Origin of the sequence: Rhizobium sp. IY2, assembly GCF_047532935.1 — a bacterium.
In the GTDB taxonomy this organism is placed as follows: domain Bacteria; phylum Pseudomonadota; class Alphaproteobacteria; order Rhizobiales; family Rhizobiaceae; genus Rhizobium; species Rhizobium anhuiense.
Map to the genome: position 1 here is coordinate 248,976 of NZ_JBLKNU010000004.1, position 18,091 is coordinate 267,066.

Below are 18,091 nucleotides of genomic sequence, written 5' to 3' on the forward strand. Positions count from 1 at the left end.
AAGAGATCATGCTTCGCGCGGATCGAGCGCATCGCGCAGGCCATCGCCTAAAAGATTGAAACCGATGACGACGAGGAAGATCGCGGCACCCGGCCACATCGCCATCCATGGCGCCTGGGAGAGGAAGTTCTTGGCGACATTCAGCATCGAGCCCCAGCTCGGGGCCGGCGGCTGCTGTCCGAGGCCGAGGAAGGAGAGGCTCGCCTCGGCGATGATCGCGGTGGCGACGGTCAACGTCGCCTGCACGAGGATCGGTGCAAAGACATTCGGCAGGATATAGCGGGTGATGATGCTCGAGGACCGGAGGCCGATCGAGCGGGCGCCCTCGACATATTCCTCGGTCTTGACCGAGAGCACCTGGCCGCGCGTCAGCCGCACGAAGACGGGCATGGCCGAAAGGCCGATGGCGATCATCGCATTGGTCAGGCTCGGACCGAGAAAGGCTGCAAGCGCGATCGCGGTGATGAGGAAAGGCATGGCGAGAAAGGCTTCGGTGATGCGGGAGATCACCATGTCGATCCAGCCGCCGAAATAACCGGAGACAAGGCCGAAGGGCACGCCGATGATAACGGCGATTGCCACCGAGAAGACGCCTGCCATCAGCGAGGCCTGCGCGCCCCAGATCATCCGGGAAAGAATGTCGCGGCCGATGTCGTCGGTGCCGAGCCAATGGGCGGCGGACGGGGCCTTGCGGATCGCCGACCAGCTTGTGGCGTTCGGATCGGGAATTGGAAGGAGGGGGGCGGCAACCGCGAGGATCGCGAAAAAGGCGATGATAACAAGGCCGACGAGGGCGCCCTTGTTAGCCTTCAGCTTGCGCCAGGCGCGACTCGGCGTGCGGTCGATCGCGGCCGGAATGCCCGTCTCTCCGATCGCGGTCATAGGGCGGCCCTCATGCGCGGGTTGAGCAGGACATAGAGAATGTCGGCCAGGAGGTTCATCAGAATGAAGCCGATCGCGGTGCAGATCACGACGCCCTGGACGACGGCGTAGTCGCGGTTGAAGACGGCGTCGACGATGAGCTTTCCAAAACCCGGAATGGTGAAGATCTGCTCGGTCAGCACGGCGCCGGCGAGTAGTTCGCCGAAAAGCAGGGCGGTCAGCGTCACGATCGGCAGCACCGCATTGCGAAAACTGTGTTCGAGCACGACGGTGCTTTCCGGCAGGCCCTTGGCGCGGGCGGTGCGGATGTAATCGGCGCTGAGCACACTGAGCATTGCCGAGCGAGTGTGCCGCATCAGGGTCGCGGCCAGCGCGTTGCCGAGCACGAAGGAGGGCATCAGCATGGTTTCCAGCGAACGCAGCGGATTGCTGAAGAAGGGTTCGTAGCCGGATGCCGGCAGCCAGCCGAGATTGACCGAGACCAGCAGGATCAGCATGATGCCGAGCCAGAAATTCGGGATCGACAGACCGGTCAGCGCGATGATGTTGGCGATATAGTCGATCATCGTGTTCTTCTTGACGGCCGCCAGGATGCCCATCGGCACGCCGATCGCAAAGGCGAAGATCATCGACATGATGGCGAGCTGGATGGTGACCGGCAGTTTTTCGCCGACGAGCTGCAGAACCGGCTGGTTGGTGCGCAGCGAGATGCCAAGATCGCCCTGAAGGGCCGCACCCAGCCAATGGACATATTGATAGGGCACGGGATCGTTCAGCCGGTATTTCTCGCGCAGGAATTCGAGAACCTGCGGGTCACGTTCCTCACCAGCCATGGCGAGGATCGGATCACCGGGCAGCAACTTCTGCAGCGAGAAGACGAAGATCGAAATGATCAAAAGCGTCGGTATGGCGACCAAGAGCCGTTTGGCGATGTAAGTGTACATGGGCGATCCTGACACGACTGGGATCATGCGGCGGAGGGTTTCCGCCGCATGATCGGCTTCTGGTCAGCCGGCTTTCTTGACGCCGACGAGGCGGATCATGCCATCCGGCGAGGGAGTGAAGCCGGTGATGTTCTTGTGCAGCGCCCAGATCCAGGACTGGTGGCCGAGATAGATGATCGGCAGATCGTCGTTCAGGATGACGGCGGCGGCATCATACTTCTCCTTGCGCACGGCATCGTCGGTCGAGGCACGGGCTTCGTTCAGCAGCTTGTCCACCTCGGGATTGCAGTATTTCGTGTCGTTGATGCCACCCTTGCAGGTGATGAACTGATGGATGTTGCCATCGGGATCGACACGACCGGACCAGTCGGAACGGCTGAGCTGATAGTTGCCGGCCGTCTGCTCACTCAGCAGCGTGGCGAATTCCGTCGATTTCAGGCTGACGTCGAAGCCGGCTTCGCCGACCATCGACTGGATGATCTGCATCATCTGCATGGCAACCGGATTGTTCGGGATCTGTAGCTCGATCGGCACGCGGTCGAAGCCGGCTTCCTTGATCAGGGCCTTGGCCTTGTCGAGATCGCGGGCGGGGACGGGAATATCCTTGTCGAACCACGGGCTGCTTGGCGGGAAGGGCTGGTTGCCGGCAACCGCCGTGCCTTCATAGACGATCTGGTTGACGGCATCGCGGTCGATCGCAAGCGAGAAGGCCTGGCGCAGGCGCTTGTCCTTGCCGAAAGGATTGTCGGCACGCGCACCATTGCCGATATTGGTATAGAGCGCCATGTAGCCGGTGCCGACGGCGTCGGCATAGACCAGGCTCGAATCCGCCTTCACGGCTTCAGCGTCGGTCGCCGCCAGGCGCTCGATCATGTCGAGATCGCCGGACCGCAGATTGGCGAGGCGCACCGTCGTATCCGGGATCGGCAGATAGGTGAGCTTGTCGATGAAGATCTTGTCCTTGTTCCAGTAGTCCTGGAACTTTTCGAGCACGATGCGATCCTGCTGGACGCGCTCGACGAACTTGAACGGTCCGGCGCAGACCGGGTGATCACCGAACTTGGCGCCGAGTTCCTTGGCGGCCTTCGGCGAGACGATCATGCCGGCGCGGTCGGAAAGCTGGGCAAGAAGGGTGACGTCAGGCGCCTTGAGGGTGAACTTGACCTCGTATTCGCTTGTCGCCTCGACCTTTGCGACCGAACTCAGCTCGCTCTTGCGGCGTGATTCCGGCAGGGTGATGTTGCGCTCGATGGTGGCGACGACGGCTTCGGCGTTGAACGGGGTCTCGTCATGGAACTTGACGCCTTGGCGCAGCTTCATGGTCAGTTCTTTGCCGTCGGCCGACCAGCTCCATTCGGTGGCAAGCTGCGGCACGATCTTCAGGTCCGGTGAGACGTCGACCAGCTTGTCGCACATCGCAGTATAGACGATGCGGCCGACGAAGGTGCGCGACTGCGCGGGATCGAGCACGTCGGCATCGTCCTGCAGGCCGATCTTCAGGTCGACGGCGAAGGCAGGAAGCGCAAACAGGGCGCCGGCAACGGTGGCGGTCAGCAATTTGGCGATCTTCATTCCATTCTCCTCTGTTCTATTTTGCTTGGTTTTTGCTTCCAACCGGCGGTTATGGCCCGCTCTGCTTTTTTCTCTGCTCACCTCCCTGTTCAGGCGAGGGTCTTGTCGACCTCCGTTTCGCTGTGATCGAGCGAGGTGATGCGGATGAGGCTTTCCTGCAGCGTCAGCAGATGCTGGCGCATGGCTTCGCCCGCCCTGGCAGGATCATGGGCGGCGATGGCATCGACGATCGCCGTGTGCTGGCCGAAGGTGACGGACCGCGTCCGGCTGGCGCTGCGGGCGCGCTCGCGGATCGTCTGCCAGGCCTCGTCCTGCCGCACCCGGTTGATGACGTCGAAGATGGTGAGGAAGAAACCGTTGCCGGCGCATTGGGCAATCTGGCGGTGCAGCGCCCCGTCCCAGAGTTCGCGCCCGTCGGCATCGGTGCTTTCGTAGATCTTCTTCACCAGATCATACATGCGCTCGATTTCGGCGGCCTTGGCGCGCATGGCGGCAAGCTGGGCGAGCTGCGGCTCGATGCGCAGGCGCACTTCCATGACTTCCATGAGATCGGTGCCGGCGACGATGGAGCCGACATGATCGCTCCAGCCGTCGGGGCGCGGGCCGGCATAGGTGCCGGAGCCCTGGCGGCGCCAGATGCGGCCCTCGGCCTCCAGCACTTCGAGGGCGCGGCGGACGGCGCGACGGCCGACGCCAAGCATTTCCGAAAGGGCGCGCTCGGTCGGCAGCTTGCCGTCGGCGTCGAGACTGTCGGACTGCAGGAGGGCCCGCAGCTTCTCCAGCGCATAATTCGAATTGCCCTGCGTCTCATCCATCGGCATTCGCTAAATGGTCCGTACCAATTTTCTATTGGTTCAGTGCAAACCAAATCGCCCCGACCGTCAAGCGCTTTTTTGTGCAAATCGAAGTATGCCCATTTTTTGCTCAAACACGGCCATTGCCGCGATGCGGAAAAGCAGTCGCTCGTGGCGACAGGGCGGTGCCGCGATCGACAATATCATCCAGGAAAACGCAATTGGTTCAGGCGAACTTCAGGCCTGCCGTGAACGTGCGGAGATGAAGACCTGCGGTTCGAAGTCAAAATCCTTGTCGAACGGGTAGGTCGGATGCTGCTTGCGCAGCCGCGGCAGGCGCTCGACGAACTGGTCGACGACACCCGTCGATAGCGCCATCAGGTTCGGATTGGCGATCGGCGCCAGTTCCGGAGAGAGATAGCCCGATTTGACGACGATGATCTTCGCCCGATGCGGGTCGAGGCCGAGCCGGGTGAAATCGACGATGTTGTGATAGGGCCGGCGCTTTGCGGAAAGCACAAGATCGATGCCACTGACCGAAACCACCGCCTGACGGTCGGCGGCATCCGATGTTTCGTGGAGGAATTTGACGGTGAAGCAGGCGGTGACCGATTTGCTGCCCTTGGTGTCGAGCGAGGCGCCGACGCTGAGCTCCAGTTCCGCACCGATGCCGGCGGCATAACAGGCCTCGGTCGCCGCCTTGTCGGCGATGCCGGCGAAGACGACGCCGGTGGCGCCCCTGGCGATCAGCTCGGCCAGCACGTCGGCCCGGTCCCCGACGCCGCCACCTGTGGGGTTGTCGCCGGATTCGGCCAGCACGACAGGGGCGGTCGGGCTTGCGATTGCTCTCGCGACGCATTCCTCGAGCGAGCCGGTCTCGCAGCCGAAGACGAAGTCTTCGCGCACGTCCCAATAGGCCTTGGCGAGGCGTTTGGCCTCGCGCTCCAGCACGGTGCGGTCGGTGCCAGTCATGATGGCAGCGGCGGTGGCGCGCGGTTCATCGGCCCAGACATAACCGACCATCAGCGATGCATCCCAGACGCCGTCGATCGCATCGATCCCAGGCAGCATGTCATAGAGGCTTTTCGCCGGCTCATCGACGGTGCTGGTGCGCTCGCCGGGCAGCACCACCGGGATCGGCGCCCAGAGAACGATCGGCCTCTCGCCGGTCTTCAGGCTCTTGACCAGCATGAAGACCGAGCGGCGCATCGTCTCCTCGACATCGATATGCGGCGCAGTGCGATAGGTGGAATAGATGTCGAGCGCATCGATGATGCGCTGCGTGACGTTGCCGTGCAGGTCATAGCTGGCCGAAACCGTGCAATCCTCGCCGACCAGCGCACGCGCCGCACTGATCCAGTCGCCTTCGGCATCCTCCATGCCTTCGACATACATGGCGCCATGCATGGCGAGATAGAGACCGTCAAGCGGCAGCAACGGCTTCAACCGCTCGAGGAATTCGCCCTTGAAGGCCTCGTAGGTGGCGCGCGAAACCGGGCCGCCGGCAATGGCGCGCGCATGGATCGTCGGCAGGAACTCGGCATCGTAATCCCTGAGGAAGGCGAAATACGGCGCTTCCAGCAGCGCCGCGCCGCGCAGCACGCGAAAATCCTTCTCCTCGTTCAGGACGGGATTGTATGTGCTGCATTCGATATGAATGCCACCGACGGCGATGCGCATGGGATACCTCAGGAGTTGGGAGCAATCAGGACGTTATGGGCGGCGATGCTGGCGGCGTCCCCTGATCGATGATCCGCAGAAGCTCGCGCTGCGATGAACTGAACATAAAGGGTTTTGATCCGAAGACGCGCCGTCGCTATCTGATCGATGATAGTTCGCAAAATGAATCGATCAACGGCAATAAATTACAAAATCGATCCAGATCGGCCTGGTAGACTATCCGAAAGCAGCCGAGGCGGACATTTTTTGTGTAGACGAGTTGGTAACGTCGCTTACCAAGCGCAAAGCGACCGCGGAGTCGGCGTCAAGTGGGAGACCTCGATCCTACGCCAGCACTGGCTGTCCATCCGTGGATAAATCTCGCGTCCCCAGATGAGACTGCGCCGCAAGCGGCGCTCGTAGTCGGTGGCACGGTCTTGATCTTCGTGACATTCAAACCAGACAAATACGGTTTCTCCCTCGCGAACCGGCAGCCTGGGAAAATCGTTCTTACTTCGCTCCGTCACAAACAGAGCATCGATGCGCGCACCAGCATCCCGCATGGCCGGGAGTGCATCGTCGCGGAAAAACCTGGCAAAATCCTCCTCTGTCCCAGGGGCGAGCGAGCAGATATTCAGCCTGATAAGACCCTGCACCTTGGAGCGGCTCACCTCCTTGTCCCTTGGCAGATTATGCACGAACGGATGGACGCCTACCGCCGGCTTCAAGAGCAGGACATTATCCGAATTGAGCATCGTCGCGTTGGCTGCCGGCCCATGTTCTTTCCAGGTCGGGCTTGAATAAAAGGATGCGAGAGCCTCCGTTCGAGTTTCCATATCCTTGAAAGAGCGAACCCACACAAAGGAATCAGGATCGTCAAGATCGCGGAACTCCCCTTCGACGCGCATGCCCAGGGCCTCCTGAGGTTCAACAAATTCCCTGTCAAACAGATCGATCAATGATTCTCTGCCTTCCGGGAGAAGGCGATAACGGCGAAGTTCGAATACGGAATGCGGATTCATGGCTTCCTCAACAGGTCAATTGTCCTGTATTCATAACAGGACAATTGACCTGTTATGTCAAGGTGCTAATGTGCGCGCAGGACGAGTTGAGAAACCATGACCGAAAACAAAAGAACCAATGATCCCGAAGGCGTACGTCGCCGGATCATTGATGCCGCCTACGACGCCTTCGTTACCCAGGGTTATCTCGCAACCGGCATGCTGGAATTGCGCGAAAGGGCTTCAGTATCCGGTGGTGCCATGGCGCATCATTTTCCGGCCAAGCGCGACCTCGGACTTGCGGTCATTCGCGATCGCGTGGCTGAAGCCGTTCGGCAAACATGGATCGCGCCGCTCCACACAAGTGCAGATGTGCCGGCCGCCATAGACTTGATCTTTGAGAACATCATCAATGAACTGATTCATAACGGCCGGGTCTCCGGTTGCCCGCTCAACAACATGGCAATGGACGTCTCCCATCATGACTCGGAGATGCGCGAGGTTGTCAGCGCCGTATTCGGCGTCTGGCACGAGGCACTGTCCGCCAAGTTTGCGAGAGACGCGGAGGAAAAACACGCGAGCGAGCTCAATCCGCACAGCCTCGCAACGCTTGTCATCGCAGCCTATTCCGGCGCCATGGCGATGGCAAAGGCACGACAGGATGTCAGCCCACTGATCGATTGCCGCATGGAACTGGCGGCGTTGCTCGCGGCGAAATATCGCCTGCGTTGACGGCGGACATTCTTCTCGGAAGGATTGGTAAAAGTCGCAAGTAGATCTCGTCAAAGACGCTGAGATCGCATGTGCCTGACCTGACAAGGAAGAAACTGGAGCGGGCGAAGGGATTCGAACCCTCGACCCCAACCTTGGCAAGGTTGTGCTCTACCCCTGAGCTACACCCGCTCAATCCACATCGGTCCGGGGTAGTTGTTGGACCGTGGGCGCCGCCTCGTGGCGACGGGCGCTATATGGCCTAACGGGTTTTCAAATGCAACAGGGAAATGACGGAGAAGCGAAGAAAAAATTCTGGTGTCAGAGGAGGACGGGCGGAAAGGCCGCAAATGTGGGGGTAGAGCGTCGGTTCCGAAGATTGCCAAACGATGTGGACGGACTTAAGCAGGGCGCCTCGATTTTGTTATTCCGCCGAATGGATTGCCCGATGTCCGAAAATACCCCCAAGACAAGAGACGAATTGTTTGCCTTCCTCGACGGGCTCGGCATTGCCCATAAGACTGTCGATCATGCGCCGGTTTTCACCGTCGCCGAATCGGTTGCCCTTCGTGACGAGATCCCCGGCGGTCACACCAAGAACCTCTTCATCAAGGACAAGAAGGACAGGTATTTTATGCTGACCGTGGAGGAAAATGCCGAGGTCGACCTCAAACAGGTGCACAATCTGATCGGCGGGTCCGGCCGGGTTTCCTTCGGCAGGGCGGAAAAGCTGATGGAATATCTCGGCGTCATTCCCGGGGCCGTCACCGCGTTCGGCGCTATCAACGATACCGCGGAGAATGTCACCTTCGTGCTCGATGCCGATCTGATGCGCGAAGAGATCGTCAACTGCCATCCGCTGTCCAACGATGCGACGACCTCGATTGCGAGCAGCGATCTTATCCGTTTCATGGAGGCGACCGGGCACAAGCCGCTTGTCTTGAAAGTGACGTCCTGACATACGATTTTAGCGCTAAAGCGCGTCGTGATCTTTCAGATTGGCTTGCGGCGCTTTAGTCTTTGGTTTTGCGCATGTCCTTGTCGTAAAACCGCACCACAGTTTTGCGCGACATGCTTTGGCAAAGACGCCGGCAGGATCGGCGCGGCGGGAGATACCTATGAGCGGCAGCGACAACCCCTATAACGGTTCCTTCGGAAATCAGATGACGGCGACGACAAGCTTCGGCGCAGCAACGGCACCCGCAGCTGCGGCCGGCAGCTACATCACGGAAACGACGACCGCGAATTTCGGCAAGGACGTCATCGAGGAATCGCGCAAGCAACCGGTGCTGGTCGATTTCTGGGCGCCCTGGTGCGGTCCGTGCAAACAGCTGACGCCGGTCCTGGAAAAGGTGATCAACGAAGCCAAGGGCCGGGTCCGGCTGGTCAAGATGAATATCGACGATCATCCCTCGATCGCCGGCCAGCTCGGCATCCAGTCGATCCCGGCCGTCATCGCCTTCGTCAACGGCCGTCCGGCCGACGGCTTCATGGGTGCGGTGCCGGAAAGCCAGATCCAGCAGTTCATCGACCGCATCGCCGGTCCGGCCGGCGCCGATGAGGCGGCCGAGATCGAAGCCGTGCTTGCGGAAGCGGCAGAACTGCTTGCCGCCGGCAATATCGACGAAGCCGCCCAGCTCTATGGCGCCGTCATGCAGGCCGATCCCGAAAATGCCAAGGCGCTCGCCGGCATGGCCGAATGCATGATCGCCGCAAACCAGCATGAGCGGGCGCGCCAGGTGTTGACCGAGCTGCCGGAAGAGCTGTCGAAAGATGCCGGCATCCAGGCGGTGCTGAAGAAGCTCGAACAGATCGAGGAGGCCCGCAAGCTTGGCGATCCCGTTGCGCTCGAACGCGACCTTGCCGCCAATCCCGATGATCACGCGGCGCGGCTGAAGCTCGCCAAGATCCTCAATGTCGAAGGCCGGCGCGACGAAGCGGCCGAACATCTGCTTCTGATCATGCGCAAGGATCGTGCCTTCGATGATGATGGCGCCCGTCGGCAGCTGCTGCAGTTCTTCGAGGTCTGGGGCTTCAAGGATCCGGCGACGGTTGCCGCCCGCCGCAAGCTTTCGGCGATGCTGTTCTCCTAGGGCGGCTCGGCTTTCCTGGAATTGCTTTGGAGCGCGGCGTGTCCGGCAGGACGCGCCGGGCAATATCGACCCCGATTTTTGGGGTTAGCGCTAAGTTTCGAGTATCTGCCCTTGCGTTTTCGGACGGGGGCACCACATTCTCGTCAGAACGGGCATGCCCGTTACAAGAATGCGGGACGGTTTCATGCAAGTCGGGAATGCCAGATACCTGAAGCCGGGCGATCTGCCTGATTCAATCGCCGTCTTCCCCCTGACCGGCGCCCTTCTCCTGCCGGCCGGGCAGCTCCCCCTCAACATTTTCGAGCCGCGCTATCTGGCGATGCTGGATGCGGCACTGACCGGAAACCGGCTGATCGGCATGGTGCAGCCGGCGCTCGGCGAGCACGAGGACAAGGGCGGCGAGCCCAATCTTGCCGCTGTCGGCTGCCTCGGCCGCATCACCTCCTTCGCCGAGACCGGCGACGGGCGCTATATCGTTTCACTGACCGGTGTCTGCCGCTTCCGGCTCTTGGAGGAGAAAGCCACCAGCGATCCCTTCCGCACCTTCCGGATCGCCCCGTTCATCGCCGATCTCTCGGCCGCGAACGAGGAGGACGCGGTCGACCGCGCTGCGCTTCTGACCGCCTTCAAGGCCTATCTCGATGCCAACAAGCTGGAGGCCGACTGGGAGAGCGTCGAGCGGGCGAGCAATCTGACGCTTGTCAATTCCCTCGCGATGATGTCGCCCTTCGGGCCGGCGGAAAAACAGGCGCTGCTCGAGGCGCCCGACCTGAAGACGCGGGCCGAGACGCTGATCGCCATTACCGAAATCGTGCTGGCGCGTGTCTTCGGTGACTCCGACACGGTTCTGCAGTAGACTTCAGCCATGGACGAAAAACTCAGCCGTGTCGATCCGAAGCTGCTCGATCTCCTGGTCTGTCCGCTCTCCAAAGGGCGGCTTTCCTATGATCGCGAGCACAATGAGCTTGTCTCGGAAAAGGCGCGGCTGGCCTACCCGATCCGCGACGGCATTCCGATCATGCTGGTGTCCGAAGCCCGCCGCCTCGACGAATAAAGCAATTCCAGGAAAAAGTGCGAAGCGGTTTCTCGGGCATGGCGCGAAGCGCTTTTGCCGGCAATTGCGTAAAAACAAACGTCAAATCATCTCGCCGGCCAGAAGGCGCGGATTGTCCTTTGCCGTCGTCCCGGCCGCCTGGCCGATGAAGAAGGATTTGAGGCGCGGCAGCCGGTCGACCAGACCGAGGCCGACGTCGCGGGCGATGCGGATCGGCGTTGCATCGTTGGAAAAGAGCCGGTTCAGCACGTCGGTGGTCACGCCCATGCGGAACGTGTCGAAGCGCCGCCAGGTCTGGTAGCGTTCGAGGATGTTGATCGAGCCGATGTCGAGGCCGAGGCGATCGGCGTCGACAATGGTTTCGGCAAGTGCCGCCACATCCTTGAAGCCGAGATTGAGGCCTTGGCCCGAGATCGGATGGATGCCGTGGGCGGCGTCGCCGGCCAGCGCAAAACGCGGCGCGACGAAGGAGCGCGCCAGGGTGAGGCCGAGCGGGAAGGCACGCTTGTCGCCGATGACTTTCAAGCTCCCAAGTTTGTGGCCGAAGCGGCGTTCGAGCTCTTCCTCGAAGATCAGATCGTCGGCGGCGACCAGCCGGTTGGCATCCGGCGTCCGCTCCGTCCAGACGAGAGAGGAGCGGTTGTTCTTCAGCGGCAGGATGGCGAAGGGGCCGGCCGGCAGAAAATGCTCCTCGGCGCATCCGTCATGCGGCCGCTCGTGTTCGACGGTCGCGACGATGCCGGACTGGCCGTAGTCCCAGGTGACGGTCCTGATGCCGGCGAGATCGCGCAACGTCGAGCGCACGCCGTCGCAGGCAACCAGCAGCCGGGTCTCCAGCGCGCTGCCGTCCGAAAGCGTGACGGTGGCATGGGTGTCGTGGGTCTTCAGCTCGATGGCGCCGAGCCCGTGGCGGATGTCGATGCCGAGCCGCTCGCAGGCGCCGCGCAGCGCTGCGACCATTGCGACATTCGGGATCATGTGGGCGAAGGGCCGGCCTTCGGCGACTTCGCCGTCGAAGGTCAGAAAAACCGGGCGCACCGGATCAGAAGTCCTGGAGTCGGTGACGATCATTTTGGTGATCGGCTGGGCCTCCGGCTCGATCTCGTCCCAGATGCCGAAGACCTCGAGCATCTTTGCCGCCGCCGCGATGATGGCGGAGGCGCGTGTATCGTTTTTCCAGACATGCGCGGGAGCCGCCTCGACGACCGCGACATTCAGATGGGGTGCTGCCTGTTTGACCGCGACAGCAGCGGACAGGCCGACATAACCCCCGCCCACAACCAGCATGTCCAGCATCGCGCCGCTCCCGTACTTTGTGCCTCAGATGTGATCTATATAGATCATCGCAACTTCACTTCCTACCGCCGGGAGACATAGAAAATGACGCGCGAGACATCAGGACCTTCGGCGATGGAGACGTTGCTTTCGACGCTCGACCTGGAGCCGATCGAGGTCGATATCTTCCGCGGCCGCAGTCCCAAGGTCGGCTGGCAGCGGGTCTTCGGGGGGCAGGTGATCGGCCAGGCGCTGATGGCGGCGCAGCGCACCATCGAAGGCGAGCGTTTCGTCCATTCGCTGCATGCTTATTTCATGCGCCCCGGCGATCCCTCGGTGCCGATCGTCTACCAGGCGGAGCGCATCCGCGACGGATCGAGCTTCAACACGCGGCGTGTCGTCGCCATCCAGCACGGCAAGGCGATCTTTGCGCTGTCGGCCTCCTTCCAGGTGGAGGAGCCGGGCTTCGAGCACCAGATCGCAATGCCCGAGGTCGAGATGCCCGAAGCGCTGCTCGGCGAACAGCAGATCAAGGAAGAATATCTTGCGCATGCGCCGGAGGCGATCCGAAAATACTGGCAGCGCGAGCGGCCGATCGAGATCCGCCCGGTCTCGCTGACGCATTATTTTTCCGACAAGAAGCTCGATCCGAAGCAGGATGTCTGGGTGCGCGCCACCGGCCCGGTTCCCGACGACCGACTCTATCAGGCGGCGGTGCTTGCTTATCTCTCGGATATGACGCTGCTCGATACGTCGCTCTATGCGCACGGCACGTCCATCTTCGACCAGAGCCTGCAGGTGGCGAGCCTCGATCATTCCATGTGGTTCCACCGACCCTGCAAGCTCGACGACTGGCTGCTCTATACGCAGGATAGCCCGTCGGCTTCGGGCGCCAGGGGGTTGACCCGGGGCTGTCTGTTTACCCGAACGGGTGAGCTGATCGCCTCCGTCGCGCAGGAAGGTCTGATTCGGAAAAAGGCAAATGAATAAATAATGTGCATATTTGTAAATTTGCGCATTATTTGTGCGCTTATTGGCCGGTCAATTGCCTGTTTATTGGCATTCCTTATTATAATCTTTATTTTTCAATAACTTATAAGTTGCCTCGAATCTGGCACGCCCCTTGAATGTATATCGCCGGTCGCTGTTCAGGAACGTCAGCGGCAAGGAGAGTCGGCTCCGCGCCGAGGATAACGAAGGATGGGAAACCAGATGAAAATTGTGATGGCCATTATCAAGCCGTTCAAGCTCGATGAGGTCCGCGAAGCTCTTACGGCGATCGGTATTCAGGGGCTGACCGTGACCGAAGTGAAGGGCTACGGGCGCCAGAAGGGACATACCGAAATCTATCGCGGCACCGAATATGCGGTCAGCTTCCTGCCGAAGCTCAAGATCGAAATCGCCGTTGCATCGGAACTCGTCGACAGGGCGGTCGAAGCCATCGCGGCATCGGCCAAGACCGGTCAGATCGGCGACGGCAAGATTTTCGTCTATTCGATCGACCATGCCGTGCGCATCCGTACGGGCGAAACCGATTCAGAAGCGCTGTAAGAACGGCAGATCAAGGAGCTTTTTCCAATGTCACTTTCGAAGTTTTCTTCCGCCTTTGCGCTGACTTGCGCAGCAACGGCTGCCCTTCTGGCGCCGGCTGTGGCTTTTGCGCAGGAGGCTGCGCCAGCCGCTGCCGCTGCTGCCGCTCCTGCTCTCACCATGGACAAGGGTGACAATACCTGGATGCTCGTCTCCTCGGCGCTCGTCCTGCTGATGACCATCCCCGGCCTTGCGCTTTTCTACGGCGGTCTCGTCCGCGCCAAGAACATGCTCTCCGTGCTGATGCAGGTCTTCATGATCACCGCCGTCGTGGCGCTGATCTGGGTGACCTACGGCTATTCGCTCGCCTTCACCGATGGCGGCTCGCTGAACAGCTTCGTCGGCGGCTTCTCCAAGGCGTTCCTGGCCGGCGTCAACACCACGTCGCTCGTCGAAACCTTCTCGAAGGGCGTCGCCATTCCGGAATACACCTTCATCGTATTCCAGATGACCTTCGCCTGCATCACGCCCGGCCTGATCGTCGGCGCATTCGCCGAGCGCATCAAGTTCTCGGCCGTCATGCTCTTCGTCGTGCTTTGGGTCACCTTCATCTACTTCCCGATGGCGCACATGGTCTGGTTCTGGGGTGGTCCGAGCTCCTACACGTCGCCAGCCGGCCTGATCTTCTCCTATGGCGCAATCGACTTTGCCGGCGGCACGGTCGTTCACATCAATGCCGGTATCGCGGGCCTCGTCGGCGCCATCATGCTCGGCAAGCGCACGGGCTATAAGAAGGAAATCATGGCTCCGCATTCGATGACGCTGACCATGGTCGGCGCCTCGCTGCTCTGGGTCGGCTGGTTCGGCTTCAATGCCGGCTCCAACCTCGAAGCCAATTCCTATGCCTCGCTTGCCTTTATCAACACCTTCGTCGCAACGGCTGCCGCCGCTGTGTCCTGGTGCATCGTCGAAACCCTCACCCGCGGCAAGGCTTCCATGCTCGGTGGTGCTTCCGGCGCCGTCGCCGGTCTCGTCGCCATCACCCCGGCGGCAGGCTTTGCCGGCCCGATGGGTTCGATCGTTCTCGGCCTCATCGTTTCGCCGGTCTGCTACTTCTTCGTCGACGTCGTAAAGAACAAGTTCAACTACGATGACAGCCTCGATGTCTTCGGCGTCCATTGCGTCGGCGGCATCATCGGCGCTCTCGGCACCGGTATCCTCGTCAACCCGGCGCTCGGCGGTGCAGGCATCGTCGATTATTCGACAGCCGATTTCGCAGCCTCCTATGCCGGTACGGCAACCCAGGTCTTGAACCAGGCCAAGGGCGTGCTGACGACGCTGCTGTGGTCGGGTATCGGTTCGGCGATCCTCTACAAGATCGTCGACGTCGTCATCGGCCTGCGCGTCACCGTCGAAGCCGAGCGCGAAGGTCTCGACCTTTCGACCCACGGCGAAGCCGCCTACCACTCTTCCTGATCACAGGGTTTGCGGCGCCCGGCAAAAGGGCGCCGCTGAATGGCCCGTCGCGGCCTATCTAGAGCTTTTCCGGGTTAGACCCGCAAAAGCTGCCATAGACCGCATTTGGCCCGAACCTTCCAAGGTTCGGGTCTTTTTCATTTCCCTGTCCGGAATTGTCGTCCAGGCATGCATGGTTAACATCGCTTTAACCCGGCTCTGATTAGGTAGAGCGGACGCATTTTGGCACGACGAAGCTTCAGCGATTCGCGTGTCCTCAGGCATTGGACGGGTTAGACACATGGCAAGAAGCACGTCGCCGGCAATGGATGGCCGTCCGGATCGGTTCTCCTTCTCGGCATTCATGCTGCGGCAGATCCAGGCGCTCATCGGCTTTGCGATCTTTCTGCTGCTGGCGTTCTGCGTCGCGGCGCTGGCGACATGGAATGTCGCGGATCCGAGCTATTCCTACGCGACCGCCAACCTGCCGACGAATATTCTCGGTTATAGCGGTGCGGCCTTTGCCGATATCGTCATGCAGTTCCTCGGCCTTGCCAGCGTCGTTTCGATGCTGCCGATCGTCGCCTGGGCGCTGACGCTGATCTCGGGCCGTCGCTTCAGCCGTATTCCCGCCCGTGCCGGCGCCTGGTTCGGCGGTTCGGTGCTTTCCTGCGCCGTCCTCGGCTGTTTTCCGCCGCCGCTTACCTGGCCGATCCCGAACGGCATCGGCGGTGTCGTCGGCGATATGATCCTGCGTTTTCCCGCACTTTTCGTCGGCACCTATCCCACAGGCACCTTCGCCATGGTCGTCGGCTGCATCTTCGCTGCGCCGACCGCCTGGCTGATGCTCTTTGCATCGGGCCTTGTCGGCCGCAGCGACGTCGACGAGGAAATCGAGGAGGATTACGTCGAAACGCGTAGCAAGGCCCGCGTCGTCGGAGACGAGGACGAGGAGGACGACGAGTCCCGCTGGGTGGCTTTCAGCGGCGCCATGACGCATGCCTGGTACATGAGCCAGGGCCGGCTGCGCCGGCTCTTCGGCATGGGGCCGCGCAAGCGGCGCCAGGGTGATTACGAATCACCCTATGATTTCAACGATGACGAGTTCGGCACGCTGAACGAACCCGTGCGCGCCAAGGCGCCAACCGTCCGCGGCGAGCGTATGGAACCGTCGATGGAGCCATCGATGGGGGCAAGGGCGGCATCACCGCGCCGCATCGGCTCTGCGCCGTCGCTCTCCATCGATGACGACGATGATGACGACGATCTGCCCTTCGATGCCGACATGCCGCCGCGCCCGGCCGATATCCTGCCCGACGACGATGACGACGACTGGATGATCCGCGCCCCGGCAAAACCCGCCGGCAAGCCGGAACCGCGCGTCGTTCCCGTGGTGGCGCGTCCGAAGCCCAGCGCCCGCATCGAGCGCGAGGCACAGGGCTCGTTCATCCGTCCCGAGGGTTTCCAGCTTCCCTCGATGCATCTGCTCGCCGAACCCAAGAATGTCGTGCGCGATTCCACGCTCTCGGCCGACGCGCTGGAGCAGAATGCCCGCATGCTCGAAGGCGTGCTCGAAGATTTCGGCGTCAAGGGCGACATCATCCATGTCCGCCCCGGCCCTGTCGTAACACTCTACGAACTGGAGCCGGCGCCCGGCATCAAGTCGTCGCGGGTCATCGGCCTTGCCGACGATATCGCCCGCTCGATGAGCGCCATTGCCGCCCGTGTCGCCGTCGTGCCCGGCCGCAACGCGATCGGCATCGAATTGCCCAACCAGACGCGCGAGACCGTCTATCTGCGCGAACTCATCGCCTCCCGGGATTTCGAAGGCAGCAAGGCGAAGCTCGCCATGGCGCTGGGCAAGACGATCGGCGGCGAAGCCGTCATCGCCGACCTCGCCAAGATGCCGCATCTGCTTGTTGCCGGCACCACCGGCTCGGGCAAGTCGGTCGCCATCAATACGATGATCCTGTCCCTGCTCTACCGCATGACGCCGGAACAATGCCGGCTGATCATGATCGACCCGAAGATGCTCGAACTGTCCGTCTATGACGGCATCCCGCATCTGCTTTCGCCTGTCGTCACCGATCCGAAGAAGGCCGTCGTCGCGCTCAAATGGACCGTGCGCGAGATGGAAGAGCGCTACAAGAAGATGTCGAAGATCGGCGTGCGCAACATCGACGGCTTCAACACCCGCGTCGAGCAGGCGCTGTCGAAGGGCGAGGCGATCTCGCGCACGGTGCAGACCGGCTTCGATCGCCATACCGGCGAGGCGATGTACGAGACCGAAGAATTCGATCTCAGGCCGATGCCCTATATCGTCGTCATCATCGACGAGATGGCTGACCTGATGATGGTCGCCGGCAAGGACATCGAAGGCGCCGTGCAGCGGCTGGCGCAGATGGCGCGCGCCGCCGGCATCCACGTGATCATGGCCACACAGCGCCCATCGGTCGATGTCATCACGGGCACGATCAAGGCAAACTTCCCGACCCGCATTTCCTTCCAGGTGACCTCGAAGATCGACAGCCGCACCATTCTCGGCGAACAGGGCGCCGAGCAGCTGCTCGGCATGGGCGACATGCTTTATATGGCGGGCGGCGGGCGTATCCAGCGCGTGCACGGCCCGTTCGTTTCGGATGTCGAGGTGGAAGAGATCGTCTCCTACTTGAAGACCCAGGGCTCGCCGCAATATCTCGACGCGATCACTGCCGATGACGATGACGACGGCGATTACGGCGGCGGTGGCGGCGGTCCGGCCGGCACCTCCAACCTGTCCGATTCGGAAGATCCCTACGACCAGGCGGTCGCCATCGTGCTACGCGACGGCAAGGCCTCGACCTCCTACGTCCAGCGCCGACTCGGCATCGGCTACAACCGCGCCGCCTCGCTCGTCGAGCGCATGGAGAAGGAAGGCATCATCGGACCGGCCAACCATGCCGGCAAACGCGAGATTCTCGTTCCCACCGAAGGCGACATCCTCGACCGCTGACAGAACAGCCATATATTTCCGATGCAGCCGCTTTTGCGGAAACCTGACAGCATCGAAGCCGTTACCTCTCGCAGGCCGATCGCAATGCCTTGAAGACGCCGCCTTTCGGCAGCATGCAGATCGCATAAA

16 protein-coding genes and 1 tRNA gene are annotated in these 18,091 nt (G+C 61.4%); 9 read left to right on the forward strand and 8 right to left on the reverse strand.

Features of this window, described 5'->3' with window-relative positions; genetic code table 11:
- Positions 1–6 precede the first annotated feature (6 nt).
- The 6 genes from ACMUVN_RS16920 to ACMUVN_RS16945 all read right to left on the reverse strand — a co-directional run bounded on the left by ACMUVN_RS16920 (position 7) and on the right by ACMUVN_RS16945 (position 6,873).
- Positions 7–882, reverse strand: coding sequence for an ABC transporter permease (locus ACMUVN_RS16920; RefSeq protein WP_028757763.1), 876 nt, complete (start codon positions 880–882; stop codon positions 7–9).
- Positions 879–1,826: an ABC transporter permease gene (locus tag ACMUVN_RS16925; protein WP_047615673.1), complete on the reverse strand. Its 948-nt coding sequence runs from the start codon at positions 1,824–1,826 to the stop codon at positions 879–881. Before ACMUVN_RS16925 ends, ACMUVN_RS16920 begins: the two co-directional genes overlap by 4 nt.
- A 63-nt stretch (positions 1,827–1,889) precedes the next feature.
- The gene (locus tag ACMUVN_RS16930; RefSeq protein ID WP_414815308.1) at positions 1,890–3,398 is read right to left on the reverse strand and encodes an ABC transporter substrate-binding protein; all 1,509 of its coding nucleotides are present in this window, start codon (positions 3,396–3,398) and stop codon (positions 1,890–1,892) included.
- Positions 3,399–3,487: 89 nt separating this feature from the next.
- Positions 3,488–4,219: a FadR/GntR family transcriptional regulator gene (locus ACMUVN_RS16935; RefSeq protein WP_414815309.1), complete on the reverse strand. Its 732-nt coding sequence runs from the start codon at positions 4,217–4,219 to the stop codon at positions 3,488–3,490.
- Between the two features lie 210 nt (positions 4,220–4,429).
- Positions 4,430–5,872 carry a M81 family metallopeptidase gene (locus ACMUVN_RS16940; protein ID WP_414815310.1) on the reverse strand — a complete coding sequence of 481 codons (1,443 nt, stop codon included), beginning with the start codon at positions 5,870–5,872 and terminating at the stop codon, positions 4,430–4,432.
- A 272-nt stretch (positions 5,873–6,144) separates the two neighbouring features.
- Complete coding sequence (locus ACMUVN_RS16945; RefSeq protein ID WP_127431326.1) at positions 6,145–6,873, reverse strand: NIPSNAP family protein; 729 nt, start codon at positions 6,871–6,873, stop codon at positions 6,145–6,147.
- Positions 6,874–6,969: 96 nt separating this feature from the next.
- Here ACMUVN_RS16945 and ACMUVN_RS16950 point away from each other — a divergent pair, with 96 nt between their 5' ends.
- Entirely contained in the window at positions 6,970–7,584 is a 615-nt protein-coding gene (locus tag ACMUVN_RS16950) for a TetR/AcrR family transcriptional regulator (protein ID WP_414815311.1), read from the forward strand.
- A gap of 96 nt (positions 7,585–7,680) precedes the next feature.
- Here ACMUVN_RS16950 and ACMUVN_RS16955 read toward each other — a convergent pair.
- A tRNA-Gly gene (locus ACMUVN_RS16955) sits at positions 7,681–7,755 on the reverse strand.
- A gap of 256 nt (positions 7,756–8,011) precedes the next feature.
- On the opposite strand from ACMUVN_RS16955, the gene ACMUVN_RS16960 reads away from it, so the two are divergent.
- The 4 genes from ACMUVN_RS16960 to ACMUVN_RS16975 all read left to right on the forward strand — a co-directional run bounded on the left by ACMUVN_RS16960 (position 8,012) and on the right by ACMUVN_RS16975 (position 10,710).
- The gene (locus tag ACMUVN_RS16960; protein ID WP_414815312.1) at positions 8,012–8,521 is read left to right on the forward strand and encodes a prolyl-tRNA synthetase associated domain-containing protein; all 510 of its coding nucleotides are present in this window, start codon (positions 8,012–8,014) and stop codon (positions 8,519–8,521) included.
- A gap of 160 nt (positions 8,522–8,681) precedes the next feature.
- Positions 8,682–9,656, forward strand: a complete 975-nt coding sequence (gene trxA / locus ACMUVN_RS16965) for a thioredoxin (protein WP_025554691.1) — start codon at positions 8,682–8,684, stop codon at positions 9,654–9,656.
- Between the two features lie 169 nt (positions 9,657–9,825).
- Positions 9,826–10,512: an LON peptidase substrate-binding domain-containing protein gene (locus ACMUVN_RS16970; RefSeq protein WP_025554693.1), complete on the forward strand. Its 687-nt coding sequence runs from the start codon at positions 9,826–9,828 to the stop codon at positions 10,510–10,512.
- A 9-nt stretch (positions 10,513–10,521) separates the two neighbouring features.
- Positions 10,522–10,710 (forward strand): Trm112 family protein, encoded by a 189-nt coding sequence (locus tag ACMUVN_RS16975; protein WP_003589705.1) that lies wholly within the window; start codon positions 10,522–10,524, stop codon positions 10,708–10,710.
- An 81-nt stretch (positions 10,711–10,791) separates the two neighbouring features.
- Here the strand turns inward: ACMUVN_RS16975 and ACMUVN_RS16980 are convergent, their stop codons facing one another.
- Positions 10,792–12,006, reverse strand: a complete 1,215-nt coding sequence (locus tag ACMUVN_RS16980; protein WP_097543576.1) for a ubiquinone biosynthesis hydroxylase — start codon at positions 12,004–12,006, stop codon at positions 10,792–10,794.
- An 84-nt stretch (positions 12,007–12,090) separates the two neighbouring features.
- Here ACMUVN_RS16980 and tesB point away from each other — a divergent pair, with 84 nt between their 5' ends.
- From tesB to ACMUVN_RS17000, 4 genes are all read left to right on the forward strand, one after another.
- Positions 12,091–12,975 carry an acyl-CoA thioesterase II gene (gene tesB / locus ACMUVN_RS16985; protein ID WP_097543577.1) on the forward strand — a complete coding sequence of 295 codons (885 nt, stop codon included), beginning with the start codon at positions 12,091–12,093 and terminating at the stop codon, positions 12,973–12,975.
- Positions 12,976–13,185: 210 nt separating this feature from the next.
- The gene (locus ACMUVN_RS16990) at positions 13,186–13,536 is read left to right on the forward strand and encodes a P-II family nitrogen regulator (protein ID WP_003543684.1); all 351 of its coding nucleotides are present in this window, start codon (positions 13,186–13,188) and stop codon (positions 13,534–13,536) included.
- A gap of 27 nt (positions 13,537–13,563) precedes the next feature.
- Positions 13,564–14,991 carry an ammonium transporter gene (locus ACMUVN_RS16995; RefSeq protein WP_028757775.1) on the forward strand — a complete coding sequence of 476 codons (1,428 nt, stop codon included), beginning with the start codon at positions 13,564–13,566 and terminating at the stop codon, positions 14,989–14,991.
- 280 nt (positions 14,992–15,271) lie between these two features.
- On the forward strand, positions 15,272–17,962 hold the full coding sequence (locus tag ACMUVN_RS17000) for a DNA translocase FtsK (RefSeq protein ID WP_414815313.1): 2,691 nt from the start codon (positions 15,272–15,274) through the stop codon (positions 17,960–17,962).
- Positions 17,963–18,091 lie beyond the last annotated feature (129 nt).